Origin of the sequence: Paenibacillus sp. JZ16 (genome assembly GCF_015326965.1) — a bacterium.
Lineage (GTDB): Bacteria > Bacillota > Bacilli > Paenibacillales > Paenibacillaceae > Paenibacillus_AQ.
Window position 1 is genome coordinate 4496092 of sequence record NZ_CP017659.1, and the last position, 15116, is coordinate 4511207.

The 15116-nt window shown below is 53.3% G+C and carries 11 protein-coding genes; 9 read left to right on the forward strand and 2 right to left on the reverse strand.

The window, feature by feature from the left end; translation table 11 throughout:
- Positions 1-5 precede the first annotated feature (5 nt).
- Genes BJP58_RS20435 through BJP58_RS20450 form a run of 4 tightly spaced genes read left to right on the forward strand, consistent with a single transcriptional unit; the run spans position 6 to position 6933 of the window.
- Positions 6-2072: a glycoside hydrolase family 65 gene (locus BJP58_RS20435; RefSeq protein WP_194540343.1), complete on the forward strand. Its 2067-nt coding sequence runs from the start codon at positions 6-8 to the stop codon at positions 2070-2072.
- Between the two features lie 37 nt (positions 2073-2109).
- On the forward strand, positions 2110-3255 hold the full coding sequence (locus tag BJP58_RS20440; protein ID WP_194540344.1) for an oligogalacturonate lyase family protein: 1146 nt from the start codon (positions 2110-2112) through the stop codon (positions 3253-3255).
- A 25-nt stretch (positions 3256-3280) separates the two neighbouring features.
- Positions 3281-4426, forward strand: a complete 1146-nt coding sequence (locus BJP58_RS20445; RefSeq protein WP_194540345.1) for a glycoside hydrolase family 88/105 protein — start codon at positions 3281-3283, stop codon at positions 4424-4426.
- The gene (locus tag BJP58_RS20450) at positions 4423-6933 is read left to right on the forward strand and encodes a glycosyl hydrolase family 95 catalytic domain-containing protein (protein WP_194540346.1); all 2511 of its coding nucleotides are present in this window, start codon (positions 4423-4425) and stop codon (positions 6931-6933) included. Before BJP58_RS20445 ends, BJP58_RS20450 begins: the two co-directional genes overlap by 4 nt.
- A 139-nt stretch (positions 6934-7072) precedes the next feature.
- On the opposite strand, the gene BJP58_RS20455 is transcribed toward BJP58_RS20450, so the two are convergent.
- Both BJP58_RS20455 and BJP58_RS20460 read right to left on the reverse strand, forming a co-directional pair.
- A complete protein-coding gene (locus BJP58_RS20455) occupies positions 7073-9145 on the reverse strand; it encodes a serine hydrolase domain-containing protein (protein WP_194540347.1) in 2073 nt (690 codons plus the stop codon).
- Between the two features lie 222 nt (positions 9146-9367).
- On the reverse strand, positions 9368-9892 hold the full coding sequence (locus BJP58_RS20460; protein WP_071221142.1) for a phosphatase PAP2 family protein: 525 nt from the start codon (positions 9890-9892) through the stop codon (positions 9368-9370).
- Between the two features lie 343 nt (positions 9893-10235).
- Between BJP58_RS20460 and BJP58_RS20465 the strand changes: the two genes are divergently transcribed.
- From BJP58_RS20465 to argS, 5 genes are all read left to right on the forward strand, one after another.
- Positions 10236-11093, forward strand: coding sequence for a carbon-nitrogen hydrolase family protein (locus BJP58_RS20465; RefSeq protein ID WP_194540348.1), 858 nt, complete (start codon positions 10236-10238; stop codon positions 11091-11093).
- A 48-nt stretch (positions 11094-11141) separates the two neighbouring features.
- The gene (locus tag BJP58_RS20470) at positions 11142-11813 is read left to right on the forward strand and encodes a GNAT family N-acetyltransferase (RefSeq protein ID WP_194540349.1); all 672 of its coding nucleotides are present in this window, start codon (positions 11142-11144) and stop codon (positions 11811-11813) included.
- Between the two features lie 84 nt (positions 11814-11897).
- Positions 11898-12569: a GNAT family N-acetyltransferase gene (locus BJP58_RS20475; protein WP_194540350.1), complete on the forward strand. Its 672-nt coding sequence runs from the start codon at positions 11898-11900 to the stop codon at positions 12567-12569.
- Between the two features lie 380 nt (positions 12570-12949).
- A complete protein-coding gene (locus BJP58_RS20480; protein ID WP_071221146.1) occupies positions 12950-13375 on the forward strand; it encodes a YwiB family protein in 426 nt (141 codons plus the stop codon).
- Positions 13372-15051 carry an arginine--tRNA ligase gene (gene argS / locus BJP58_RS20485; RefSeq protein WP_194540351.1) on the forward strand — a complete coding sequence of 560 codons (1680 nt, stop codon included), beginning with the start codon at positions 13372-13374 and terminating at the stop codon, positions 15049-15051. The genes BJP58_RS20480 and argS overlap by 4 nt, the downstream gene beginning before the upstream one ends.
- The last annotated feature ends 65 nt before the right edge of the window (positions 15052-15116 follow it).

A 15116-nucleotide genomic window follows, 5' to 3' on the forward strand; every position in this document is an offset into this window, starting at 1 on the left:
GAGCTATGGAGATGGAGAGAGAGCAGATTGTTAGGCGGCATAATCCTGAATTCGACAGGCTAGATCCGCTTTCGCCACTGTCGGTAGGCAACGGGGAATTTGCGTTTACCGCCGATATTACCGGGCTGCAGACATTTCCAGAACAATACGAGGTGCCGCTTGGCACCCAGTCGAACTGGGGCTGGCATTTTACGGGGGGGCGCGAAAGGTTCTCCGCGAAGGATGCAGCGTTGCAGATGTTCGAGACCCACGGCCGGCAGGTCGGCTATCCGATGAAGCCGGGGGATAAGCCGGAAGCTTACCAATGGCTGCGGCAAAATCCCCACCGTCTTCACCTAGGCCGGCTGTCGTTCCGATTTCTAGACGAAGCGGGAGAAGAGCTCGATTACAGCGCTGCAGGCCAATTCCGTCAAAATCTCGATCTGTGGACGGGCATTCTATCGAGCAAGTTCGAAATTCGCGGCGTGCCGGTCGAAGTTACGACGGCGTGCCATCCGGCTGCTGATATTATAGGCGTGCGGGTTGTCTCGCCCCTCATCCGGGAAGGGCGGCTTCAGGTATTTATCCGCTTCCCCGCACCGGATATGACGCATTCGGCTTGGTCGAAATCGGTGTTTCCCGATTGGGAAAACGATCAACGACATGATACCGTTCTCGTCCGGCAGGAGGAAGGGGCGGCCTTGATTGAGCGAACGCTGGACGAAGAACGTTATGTGGTCCGCTGGCATTGGAGCTCTGGCCGATTGGAGCAGACGGAAACCCATGAATTTACGCTGTTTCCCGGCGAATCTCCTGAACAATCTTCGGAGGAGCTGGCGTTTTCCGTCGGCTTTGCAGCTGGGTCGCCCGGTGCGGCTGACTTTGAGGCCATCGTTCCGGCCAGCGCCCGGCACTGGGCATCGTTTTGGCAGAGCGGGGGTGCAGTCAGCTTCGCAGGCAGCTCCGATCCGCGAGCCTTTGAGCTGGAGCGACGCGTTGTCCTGTCGCAATGGTTATGCGCCATTCACAGTGGGGGCTCTATGCCGCCCCAAGAGACCGGCCTAATGTATAACAGCTGGTTTGGCAAATCGCATTTGGAGATGCATTGGTGGCATGCCGCCCATTTCGCGCTGTGGGGCCGGGCTTCCATCCTGCGGAGAAGTTTGGACTGGTACAACGGCATACTGCCGGTCGCCCGCGAGCTGGCGCTATCCCAGGGATACGAGGGAGCACGCTGGCCGAAAATGGTCGGTTTTGACGGCATCCCATGCCCGTCGCCGGTCGCTCCGGGCTTGATCTGGCAGCAGCCGCATCCAATCGCCATGGCGGAGCTGTGCTATAAGGCCGACTCAGCACAAGAAACGCTGCGCCGGTTCCGTGACATCGTCTTTGAATCGGCTGACTTTATGGTTTCCTATGTTCACTGGAATGAGGCAACAGGCGCTTTCGATCTTGGCCCGCCGCTTATTCCGGCTCAAGAATGCCATCCGATGAATGCAAGCGCGAACCCGCCTTACGAGCTGGAGTATTGGAAATACGGCTTTGATATCGCTATAAAGTGGGCTGATCGGTTGGAAATTCAGCCGAATCCGCGTTGGGCCGAGGTGGCAAGCAATCTGGCGGCACCGCCCCGACTCGACGGCGTTTACCTGGCGCATGAGTTTGCGCCGGACACGTTTACGGAGAAGAATCATGACCACCCGTCCATGCTGTGCGCATTAGGCGTGCTTCCCGGCAAGCTGATCGACCGCGAAACCATGCGGCGTACACTGTGGAAGGTTAAGGATGCTTGGAAATGGGAGACGGCCTGGGGATGGGATTTTCCCGTATGCGCCATGACCGCTGCTCGGCTCGGCGAACGCGATCTGGCTGTCGATTTTCTGTTAATGGACGAAATGAAAAACACGTATTTGCCAAACGGGCATAACTATCAGCGCCCAGGCCTATCCGCTTACTTGCCGGGTAACGGCGGACTGCTTACGGCGGTCGCCATGATGGCCTGCGGCTGGGAAGGCGAAGAGGACCCGAACTGCCCGGGATTTCCGGCAAGCGGCTGGACGGTGCAGTGGGAGGGGCTTAAGCCGTGGCTATAGCTTCGGCTTATACAACTTGCGGACAGGAGGGCTGAATATGGCCAAGGGAACGGTGTGGAGGCCGGAACGTAAGTTTTACCGCGACCGGTTGACCGGAGTTGAAGTGGTGCAGCTGACCGACTACAAAGCTCACAGTCATCATCTGTATTTTACGGAAAGCGGATGGTATGACGGCGGGAAGCGGCTGTTGTTCGTATCGGACAGGGACAACAGCTCGAACTTGTACAGCATGGATGTTAACAGCGGTGAGATGCTTCAGCTGACGGATTACCTGGACAATGATGCTGTGGATGCCTGTCTATTACCGGATGGCCGGGCCGCCTTTGTCAAAACGAATCGGAGCGTACGCCGCCTCGATCTGGCAACATTGGAGGAAGAACTGATCTACGAAGCCCCGGAGGGGTACAACATCGGCAATCTGAGCTGTCCTGCGGATGGACGCTCAGTCGTCACCTGCATACAGGAGGATCTGTCCCATCGCATGCCGCTCGATCTGGGCAACGGCTATGTCGGCCATAGGGAGTTGATGGAGGCCGCTCCCCACAGCAGGATCGTGCGGATCGACTCGGAAGGGCAGACGCAGCCGGAAACCCTATATGAAGCCCATCGTTTTATAACCCATATTAACGCGTCACCCGTCGAACCATGGCTGATCACCTTCTGCCACGAAGGACCCTGGCATTTGGTCGATCACCGGATATGGGGGCTGGACCTTCGGAGCGGAGAGGCCTGGAGAATTCGCCAGCGCCTTGAACCCGGAGAAAAGGTCGGCCATGAATTTTTTTATCCTGACGGTATGACCATCGGTTACCATGGCTTCCGCATGGATGGAACTAATTTCTTTGGAAGCATCCGGTATGACAATACGGCCATGGAAGAGACGGACTTCGGGTTTGATACGTGGCATGCGTATGCGGACGGCTACGGTCAGGCCGTTGTCGATGGCAAGGGGGCGGTCAAAACCCTCTCCGTATGGCGTAAAGACGCCAAAGGAGTCTACCAAGGACCGCGAATGCTGTGCGAGCTTCGATGCAGCTTTCATTCCCAGAAGGTGCACGCGCATCCGCGTTTTGATCCGGGCGGTAAACGACTCTTGTTTACAAGCGATAAAAATGGTTACGGCAATCTGTATCTGGTCGGCATGCCGGAGGATTTCGATTCGCTGCCGCTGCTGTCGGTTTAAGCGAAGGAGAAGGGAGTGGTCAACCGTGGCTGAAGCAACGGTGCTGGAACGAATACCGGTTCGGGTTGCAGAGACGATCCTGTCCGCTTGCGTGGACGGATACCATCCGAATATAGCCAACAAATGGGGCTACGTGGCCGGCATGGCTTTGACTGCACTGGGCCGCCTGGCCAATTGGACGGGTGAGGAGCGTTACAATGAAGTGGTCAAGCGTCATATGGACGTCTTCATACAGGAAGACGGGGCCATAGCCGGCTACACACTGGAGGACTATAATCTCGATCATATCAATAAAGGCAAGAATCTGCTGCCCTTGTGGCGCACGACAGGAGAGGAGAAATATCGCCGGGCTGCCGAGCTGCTGGCATCTCAGTTGGTTGGACAGCCGCGGACCGAAGAAGGCGGATTTTGGCATAAGAAAATCTATCCGTTTCAGATGTGGCTGGACGGCCTCTATATGTCGTCACCGTTTATGGCAGAATATGCAGAAACGTTTGATGAGCCGGCATGGTTCGACGAAGCGGCCCGGCAGCTGCTGCTCATCGAGCAGCGTACTCGGAATCCGCAGACGGGGCTGCTGCATCACGCTTATGATGAGAGCCGGGAGCAGCGCTGGTGCGACAAGGAAACGGGCCGCTCGCGCCATGTATGGGGCCGGGCCATGGGCTGGTATGCGATGGCGCTTGTGGACGCGCTGGAGTTTTTCCCTGTGAGGCATCCGCAGCGCGGGCAGCTGATGGGCATTTTCGAAAGGATGGCCAATGCGCTCGTACGCGTTCAGGATCAAGACAGCGGGCTGTGGTATCAGGTGATGGACTGCAATGGCCGGCAGGGCAATTATATGGAAGCTTCCGGCTCCTGCATGTTGACCTATGCCTTGGCCAAAGGCATTCGGCTTCATTATTTGGCCGAGATCGACATCGGGGTGGTCGAACGCGCCTATGACGGCATCCAGAAACATTTTATCACCGTCGACGGCGAAGGGCTGCACCTTCACGGCATCTGCCACGGCGCCGGATTGGGCGGGCGCAAATATCGCGACGGATCATACGATTATTATTTGAGTGAAAAGGTTGTCAGTGATTCGCTCATGGGCGTCGCTCCGCTTCTGCTGGCCAGCATCGAAATGGAGAGGCTGCAGGCGGGGGGCAAAGGCGGGTATCGGGGATGAGTCAAGAGAACCTGTTAACCATGAGGTATCCCGCCTCTTGGTGGCGTAATATGTGGCGTGAGGCGCTGCCATCAGGCAATGGCATTGTCGGGGCCTCGGTTTTCGGGGGCGTGCAGGAAGAGACGGTACTGCTGAATCACGAGGGGTTGTGGCATTGGGGTCGAAAAGATCCGCTGCCGGACGTGAGCATGACGCTCGCCGAAACGCGCACCCTGATGGATGAAGGACACTATATGGAGGCCAGCTGGAACTTGGCGAACGCTTTAAGGGAGCGGGGATACGGGACGAGGCTGGCCTCCCGCTTTCCGCTCGCGGCGATTAAGCTGTTCATGCCCAGCACACGGGCATTCCGTCGTTACCGAAGATCCCTCAATATGGAGACCGGCGAAGTTTCGGTAGGCTGGACGGACGGCCCGAACCGGTACGTAAGGCGGCTGTTTGTATCCCGTGCAGATGGGGCTGTCGTCTATGAGATTGGCTCCGAAGAATGTGTCAACGAAGAAATACACCCTGGAGACAGGAAGGGGACCGGTAAGCATATCGAGGATCAAGCCGGGGCGTTTCACTGTATTTCGGGGGAGATCGGACTGACGCTTTACCCAAGTGATCGATGGGGGGACACGCCAGAATTCAGGGAATTGGCCGAATCCGTGGTCACTTCGGCGAAAGGCGCGTATATCCGGTACGCCGGCCGCAATGATGACGGTACAGATTTCGGTGCCGTGCTGCGGCTTATTTGTGAAGGTGGAAGCTTGCAGTCAACTAAGGAAGGAACGATGTTGAATTTTACTAAGGCCCGCCGGGTGCTTGTACTGGTGAAAGTATTTATTCGTGGCAAGCGTGAACAGGAATGGGAGCAGCTTGAGCATGAACTCAAAACCTTCCCTGAAACGTGTGAATATGACCTGTTGCTCAAGCGCCACACCGAGCTCCATGGTCCTTTGTTCCATTCCGCATCCCTGGAGCTTAACACTGCCAGCAGGGAGGACGTGCGTTCGAACGAGGAGCTGATGCTGGAGGCTTACGAGGGCGAAGCGCCCGTATCGCTTGTCCGTAAAATGTGGGCTTATGGAAGGTACTTGTTTATTAGCGGGACGGCAGCCGAATCAGGGCCTTTCGGACTGTATGGCTTGTGGGGCGGAGACTACCGGCTTGTCTGGTGCCACCATATGGCAAATGAGAATATTCAAATGATGTATTGGCACGCGCATGTTGGAGCCTTGGGAGAATTAGTGCCCCCTCTGTTCCGCTACTATGGCAGCCTAATGGGCGATTTCCGCGGCAATGCCCGCAAGCTGTACGGATGTCGCGGAATCTACATCCCGGCTGGGACCACGCCGGGGATCGGAACGCCGAATCAAATCGTACCCGTCATTCTAAACTGGACGGGAGCAGCCGGGTGGCTCGCCCGGCATTATTACGAGCATTTTTTGTATACGGGCGATATCCGGTTTTTGCGGGAGGAAGCGCTGCCGTTCATGCGCGAAGCTCTTCAATTCTACGAGGATTTCGCAGTCGTTGGTGAAGACGGCTCCTATCGTCTGTATCCTTCGGTATCGCCGGAGAATACGCCGCTTAATTTCATGCCGGAGGACGGAAAGCAGCTGGCTCACCCGATGCCGACAACCGTCAATGCAGCGATGGATATTGCGATTATGAAGGAACTGCTTACCCATCTGATCGAAGCGAATCGGCTCGTCGGAGGCCCAGGTTCGAAGGATGAGGAGGAGCGGTGGAAGCGAATGTTCGAACGCATCCCCTCTTACCGGACGAACGAGGACGGAGCTCTTGCGGAATGGCTGGATCCTAAGTTTAAGGACCGATACGATCACCGTCATCTCTCGCATATCTATCCGTTGTTCCCGGGTGATGAAGTGACCCGCGAATCAGCGCCGGAGTTGTATGTCGCCTTCGAGAAGGCGGTACGTTTACGCCGGCTCGGCGCCCAAAGCGGCTGGTCGCTGGCTCATATGGCGTCCATCTATGCGAGGTTAGGGGAAGGTGACAGTGCACTGGAGTGTCTGGATACACTGGCGCAATCATGCCTGCTGCCGAATCTGTTTACCCTCCATAACGATTGGAGGGGGATGGGGATATGCATGGATATGCCGGCAGCGCCGATACAGCTCGATGCGAACATGGGTTGGGTGAATGCCGTACAGGAGATGCTGCTGCAGGTATCACCGGATATGGTGAAGCTCCTGCCGGCGATGCCGGAGCGCTGGCGTATTGGCCGGCTCTCAGGTTGGAGATTCCATACCGGTCGGATCACCATGGAATGGAACCGGGATGCCGGTATGTTCCACGCTAAGCTTGAGGCTGAACGGGAGACGAACATCCTCGTTTCCCTGCCGCCTTGGGCAGGAAAAAGCTCCATGTCTGGGCAGGGAGCCTCCATCCAGCCATCAACGCTAGGGCCCCTTTTTTATGCGGTTCGTCTGGGCCCGGGAACACAGCTGTCGATCCATCGCAGCCCGCAGGTCGACGGGGACGTAATCGGACCTTGAAATTGTAGCTAGCGAAGACCGGTTAACGCAAAAAGGCACCTCAACCATGGGCATTAGCTTTTGGTTGAGGTGCTTTTCCTTTAAGAGTTATCTTGGCTTTGGCTTAACTGAGAACATGTTGCTTGGCTGCCCACTTTTATTAAGGCTGCAAGGTGATTCCGAAGGCCGAGCCTGGGGCACCGGCAAATACAACAGCTCCATTGGCTGGGAGCTTCACTTCGTTACTACCGCTGACGAGGCTGTAGTTTACAACCGCACCTTTTTCGTCATACACGACGAATGCGCCTTGTGCCGGCAGGGTGACGGTCATGGTTTTGCCCTCAGCTTGTTTAGGGACGGTGTACCATTTGGCATAACCATCGGCTTGCAGGGTGACGGTTGATTTTTTTCCTTTATAAAGCGGCTTCACGTTCTTACCGCTCACAAACAGGGAGCCTGCCCCTTCGAGATACTCTACGCCCTTTTCTTTATAGAAGCGGAATTCGGCCGTATCCCGGCTACCGATAGCCGGAACCTGATGCTGGCTTACTGCGGTATCCTGGTCAATGATCTTTTTGTCGATCATGTAACCTTCCAGACCGCTCTTGCTGTTAATCTCAACTGTCGGTTTCGTAATGAAGTACATCAGGGATGTGAATTTCTCGTTCAATGGATAGAACGTTTCGCCTTCCCGCTTGGCCCAAGCGGCAGCGGTCTCCTTGGATAACGGGTTCGCTTCCATTTTCTCGGCGGTATAATGCGATAAAGCCATTTGCCCAAGTCCAGGAATCGTTACATATTGTCTTACCCATAAATAGATGCGGTCATTCTTTTCTTTGACGAAGCTTACCTTCGTGCTGCCATCCGCGCTGACAAAGGTTCCATCCGCAGTGTATACATATTTCTCCGCAGGATAATCCGGCACCATCGGTACGGTAATGGATAGTTCGCCGTCCTTGATGTCGACTTTCATCTGCTGATTCGTCACGCCATAGTAACCGGCATATTTCGCGATGTCGCTAGGCATGTCGGCCTTGACCGGTTTGCCGAAGGATTTCTCCGGCTTGATTTCCTTGATGGTGCCTTTCTCCTTGAGCGCTTGCAGCAGAATGTCGTTGGCCAACAGTTGGTTGGTTGAGCTGGAACCGCCAGACGATAATACAGCGGCAGCCATGTTCTGCTCCGGAAGAACAACGAGCGAAGCGTGATACAGGATGGTGTCTCCACCTTTGGTTACGGCTTTCATGTCATATTGGTTAAACGGGAACAGTCTTACGCTGTCCCAGCCAAGTCCGTAATCGAACGAGTTATCGGCATCTTCGGGCCACAGACCCTTTTTATATTCTTCCTGCTCCATGGCTTTAACGGATTTGTCGGAAAGAATGCCTTCGGCTTCTCCGGTGAAAATCTGCGCGAACTGTACCAAGTCTTCAGCCGTAGAATAGATGCCGCCGGTGCCGATCACATTGACCGTCTCGTTAGGAAGCTGTCCTTGGTGAGTAGGAAAATACAGACCTGCCATTTGGCTTAAATCCAAATTATCTTGAGATGTCTTCGTGTGGTCCAAATCTAACGGCTCGGTAAAATATTGATGAATGAAGGCGGTAAAATCCTTGCCGCTGACTTTCTCTACCAGTATCTCAGCTAGCGTGAATCCATCATTACAATAAACGGAGAATGCACCCGGATCCGCTTTCAGGTTTTGGGTGGACAGCTGCTTCAGCAGCGTGTCATGTGCATGAGGGTCATTATCCTCGAACAAAAATGCATTATTCAGGCTTGAGCCTTGCAGTCCGGAGGAATGGTTAAGCAGCATGCGCGGCGTGATTTTTTTGTAACGTTCGTCTTTCATCGTGAATTCGGGTATGTACTGAACCACAGGCGTATCCAGGTTGATTTTTCCCTCATCCACCAATTTCATTACCGCAGCGGCGGTGAACACTTTACTCGTGGAACCGATGGCATACATCGTATCTTTAGTCAGCGGTTTCTTTCCTTCCATATCATTGACGCCCTCTTGCCCGGACACGGTAATCACCCCGTTGTCGATAAGGGCATATTGAACGCTTGTCGTTCCATACGTCCCGGTGAGCAGCTTGGCTTTCTCAGCGGCGGTTTTCTCAAGGCTTCCTCCAGCGGCAGCTTGGCTGTTATCTGCTGCCATTACCCCAGCCGGAAGGATCATCGTAACGGCGAGTAGGGTAACCAGCATCCGTGATAGTCTTTTCTTCAAATAAATACCTCCTTATTATGAATGTACTATTAGTACGATTTACCAGCCGGAATGGTTCAATCTTTTTTCATATTTCTGCAAAATTATAATGTACACGTGTGCGAAAGATGTGGAAATTGCTATGTAGCAGCCTGAATAGAGGCAAGAAAAACAATGAGGGAAGCACAAAAAAACAGGCATTCCATCCAGAGCCGTAAAGCCAAGAGGGAGATGCCTGTTTTTTTAACTGAGCACGATAAGCAGCGCCGAGGTCGTTCCGACGAAACAGCCGGCCAAACAATCCGAAGGATAGTGAAAGCCAAGATAAATCCGTGACAGGCTGACCGTAAGGGCCAGCAGGATCAAGAGCAATGACAGCCACGGCGTTATGAACAGAAACGGCGTAATAATGGAAAAGATCGCCGTCGAGTGCCCGGAAGGAAACGAGTGATCCTTCATCGGTTTTTTTTCGAATCGCACCTTTTCAAGTGCCAGATAAGGCCTGATGCGCCGCATCTTCCTTTTGATGAGGGCCGTAATCAGGAAGCTGAGGGAAAGCGCAATAAAGCTCTGCCACCCCATCGTATTCCACGGCTCAGGTGCAAAAAACGCTATCGAGAGTGTCAGCACAATGGTAAAGATAGCACCCCCCATATGGGTGACCAGCGCGAGCATCGAATCCACCGTTTTGTTGCTGATCTTGCGGTTTAACCAGCGGAAGATAAGGTGGTCATGTTGCTGAAGCCAATCCATCGAACGAGTAATCATTGTGAACAGAACACCTCACATTATAATTTTGTAAGCTGGCAGCCCAAAGTCCAATCGGGCTGCAATATATGCTTGTAAGGGCTAAAGATTCATAGTGTAGACAAGAGGCTTACATACGACAGTATACAGGAGAATTGTTAAGCGTGGGTATGAATGACTTGTATTTTTTCATAAATTGAGCATTCCTTATCGCACGGCGAGTTGATGATAACCGTTTTAGCGTGCTGGAAGCTTGCTTCTTAGGATTATGGTTTCCAAGGGAGGATGACTTCATGTTCCCATGTTCTCGAAGCGCAGAATCCGATATAATGTAAGCATCTAACCACGCTTAAGGAGGAGAAGCATGAAATTTCGCGTTTCTGCCGTGCAATACCATCTGCACACGATTCAATCCTTTGACGATTTTGCCCGTCAGTCGGAGCATTACATTCGGACGGCGGAGGAATTTGAAGCTGATTTTGTGCTGTTTCCGGAATTTTTCACGACCCAGCTGATGTCCATCGGGGACGATCAGGGCAAGGCATTGACGATCAATGATCTTCCGGATTTCACAGACCGTTACCGCTTGCTGTTTCAAGGCTTTGCGAAGCAATATCATATGCATATCATTGGCGGGACGCACGTCATTCGCCGGGAAGGGAAGCTGTACAATGTAGCGCATCTGTTCTATCCGGACGGCCGCATTGCGGAGCAGGCCAAGATCCATATCACGCCTTCGGAGATTAGCGGATGGAATATGGGAGCGGGCGAAGGGCTCGAAGTGTTCGAGACGGAAAAAGGCACCATTGCGATGCTGACCTGCTATGACATCGAATTTCCTGAGATTGTGCGCATGGCCAAGGCTAAAGGAGCCGATGTCATTTTCTGTCCATCCTGTACGGATGATCGTCACGGATTCCATCGCGTGCGTTACACCAGCCATGCCCGCGCCATTGAGAATCAGATCTATGTGGTGTTGACCGGTACCGTTGGTTCGCTGCCAACCGTGGATCTGATGCGTGCCAACTTCGGACAGGCGGCCATCATTACCCCGAACGATATCCCGTTTCCTCCACAGGGCCTGCTGGCCGAGGGAGAGCTGAACAACGACATGATCATAACCGCCGATCTCGATCTGGATTTATTGTATCAAGTGCGCGAGAAGGGCTCCGTCACGACATGGCGTGACCGGCGTACTGATCTGTATCCGGATTGGGAGTAAGCCGTTTATCATTACTTTAGGAAAATAGGACAAGGCGGTGCAGAGGAAATGGCCCGGTTTCATCAACAGCTATATGTATTTGACGATGCCCGGCCGGTGCCGGTTATCATTCGAAGCTACACGGAAGCGGATTTTGACGAGCTGATCGTCATTCAATCCGAGACGTTCCCGCCCCCATATCCGCCGGAGCAGTGGTGGAACAAGGAGCAGCTGAAGCAGCATGTTACCCTGTTCCCTGAGGGGGCTCTGTGCGTTGAAGTGGAAGGCATGCTCGCAGGGTCCATCACTTCGCTCATCGTGGATTACGATCCGATGAAGCCTGCCCACTCCTGGGCGGAGGCCACGGATAACGGGTATATCCGGACGCATAAGCCGGACGGGAATACGCTATACATTGCCGACATTTGCGTCAGGCCGCGCTTTCGCAAGCTTGGGCTCGGCAAATGGCTGATTCAGTCGTTGTATCACGTGACCGTCGAACAGGGATTGGACCGGCTCCTTGGCGGCGGACGGATGCCCGGCTATCATCGGCATGCCCATCAAATGTCGGCTGCGGAGTATCTGGACGCTGTTGTCCGGGGTGATCTCAAGGATCCGGTGATTACCTTCCTGCTTCGTTGCGGCCGGACGCCCGTTGGGGTAGCGGCAGATTATTTGGAGGATGAGGAGTCCTGCAACTACGGGGCTCTGATGGAATGGAAGAACCCTTTCACTGGATAAAGAAGTCTCGCTTGAACGATATAAATTGATTTCAACTATAATGATGGATTTTTTTATTACATATAATAAGGAGGCTTTAATTTAATGGAATATATTCGCATTACGAGCATCGACGATCCCTTGTTCCGCAAAATGCACAATCTGATGAAGGAAGTGTTCCCTCCGGAAGAGGTGCTGGAATTCAGTTTGTGGAAGGAACCGCTGGAAGATCCGGGCATCCGGGTATTCGTTGCCCTGCATGAGGACGAAGTGGTGGGTACAACGGAATACCGCTATTATGAGGACTGGAATGTAGCGATGACCGATTTTACCATCATCGGGCGCGAAGGGTTGGGTATCGGCCGATTCCTGGCACAGCATCGTTTGAAGGATCTGAATCAACTGGCGGCCGCGAACGGCAAAGAGCTGTTCGGCATGTTTGCCGAGATTTACGATCCATATCGGGTGCAGGACCATGCATTCGGCGGTGTGAAGCCGATGGATCCTTTTGTTCGCCGCGAAGTCCTCTCGCATCTTGGCTACAAACGCACGGATATCGCCTACGTGCATCCTTCCTGGAACAATGATGGCGAAGCGGTGAGCGGGCTCGATTTGTGCTTCATGCCTGGCGATGATGCCGTTGATGAGCTGTCTGCGGAGCTGATCGTCAACTTCCTGAGACGTTACTATTCGGTACTGCCTGAGAAACCACAGGCCTGGAACGACATGGTGGCCAAGCTGGAAATGCGGGAGAAGGTAGCCTTGCTTCCGTTGTAACTTATATGATAGTTCATGCCTGATTCGTTACGGATCAGGCATATTCTTTTCCGGGTATGCCTACAGCATGTGATATTTTGGTATTCTAATTGGTAGGATAGCAGAGGGTGAGGTTATCGGGGGAACCTCGTTCCCTGATCGGGGCGATTTAGCCGGTGCGCCTTATTCCATCGACGGGAAGACTCTGGTGGAAATCACGGGTGTAAGTTATCGTGAGTGGCACAAGCAATGGGTCGAGAAATACGGGGATTGAGGATGCACCCGATCTTTCGTGTAAGCACGCGGATAGACGTTTACTTCACATTTGCTAAAATCCTCATTTGAATTGCAGGGCTATACTGGATATAGTAATACAATAGGTAAGGAAATGAGGAACGAACATGAACGACCGAAAACAAGTGAGCATCCGTCTTCAAAGCCTTCACGAAGGGGAGAATACGATACAGGAGCTTCCGGCAGAGGCGTTTATCAAAGGAAATGTCCTGTATGTTCGCTATACCGAACCAGCGCTTGGACCGCATCAAGGGGAAACCCGGGCCATGCTCAAGCTAACGGAGGACGAGCTGAAGCTGATCCGTCACGGCGAGGTGGAGTCCGAGCAGGCATTTAAGCTGGGTCAGCGATTGCCTGGGTATTACCGCTCCCCGTTCACTTCATTTAATCTGTCTACGCACACCCAGCGTCTGGAGCTTGCGCTTGAAGGCGTGTCCGGACGAGCGGCTTGGGCGTATGATTTATATGTGTTTGACGAGTTTTCGGGACACTTTTCTATTAGTTTGACTATTCAGGAGGCACATGAATCATGACAATGAATCCATTAGATCACATTAACGGGCTGGTTGCAGAAGCGGTGGCGGACGCTGCCGTAGCTGCAGGATTGGTTTCCCGTGAGGAATTGCCAGGCATTACGCTTGAAGTTCCCAAGGATAAGTCGCATGGCGACTTGGCTACGAATGTAGCGATGCAGTTGACACGAATCGCCAAGAAGAACCCGCGACAAATTGCGGAGGCTATCCTGGAACATCTGGACAGGGCGAAGGCTTCCATTGAAAAAGCGGAAATAGCCGGGCCAGGATTCATTAATTTTACCTTGGACAAGGGTTACCTCTATCCGATCGTTGCGTTGGTAGAAGAACAGGGCGACAACTACGGGCGAATTGCTACCGGAGAGGGGCAAAAGGTTCAGATGGAGTTTGTCAGCGCCAATCCCACCGGAAGTTTGCACCTGGGACATGCCCGCGGAGCGGCGGTAGGTGATGCCCTTTGCAATGTGCTTGATTTTGCTGGATACGAAGTGACGCGCGAATACTACATTAATGATGCAGGCAACCAAGTTGTGAACCTGATAAAATCCCTCGAAGCCCGTTATTTGCAGGAGCTCGGTCAGGATGCCGAAATGCCGGAAGATGGATACCACGGCGAAGATATCAAAGGGTTTGCTAAAGAGCTTGTAGCTGAGAAGGGCGACTCTTTGCTGTCCATGGATCCAGGCGAGAGAGCTGCATTCCTTCGTCAGTTCGGGCTTGAGAAGGAACTGGATAAAATCAAACGCGATTTGAATCGATTCCGCGTTCATTTTGACGAATGGTTTAGTGAGACATCCCTGTACGAGAACGGACTCGTGGAGAAATCCCTGGAAGAGCTGAAATCGAAGGGCGAAGCTTATGAGAAGGATGGGGCAACCTGGCTTCGTACCACCGACTATGGGGATGACAAAGACCGCGTCCTCGTGAAGAATGACGGAACCTATACTTACCTAACGCCGGATATTGCGTACCACCGCAATAAATACGAGCGCGGTTACGACAAGATCCTCAATATTTGGGGAGCCGATCATCATGGTTACATTCCGCGGATGAAGGCAGCTATGGAGGCGCTGGGCAATGATCCGGACAAACTGATTGTATTGATCGCTCAGATGGTCAGCCTGTTCCAGGATGGCGAGAAAGTGAAAATGTCCAAGCGTACCGGTAAAGCGGTCACGATGGAAGACTTGATGGATGAAGTCGGCGTAGACGCAATCCGCTATTTCTTCACTATGCGCAGCATGGATTCGCATCTGGATTTCGATATGGATCTGGCGGTGTCAACGTCCAATGAGAATCCGGTCTTCTATGTGCAGTATGCACACGCACGTATCTGCAGCGTATTCCGCCAAGCGGAGGAGCAGGGCGTTAACCTCCTGCCGCTTTCGGAAGTGAACCTGAGCGTTCTGACAACCGAGCATGAATACGACATTTTGCGCAAAATAGGAGAGCTCCCGCAGGAAGTGTCGCTTGCTGCAGAGAACTATGCTCCGCACCGACTTATCCGGTATGTATACGAGCTGGCCTCCTTGTTCCACAGCTACTATCGAGCTGAGCGCGTGATTACGGAGGATACGGATCAAACGCAGGCTCGCCTGGCTTTGCTTCGAGCTGTTCGTACCGTTATTGCTAACGTGCTTCGCCTGATGGGCGTATCGGCGCCGGAACGGATGTAAGGAGCCTTAATTTGAATATGTGACAGCAGCCGTCTTTCCGTGGAAAGGCGGCTGTTTTGAATTTG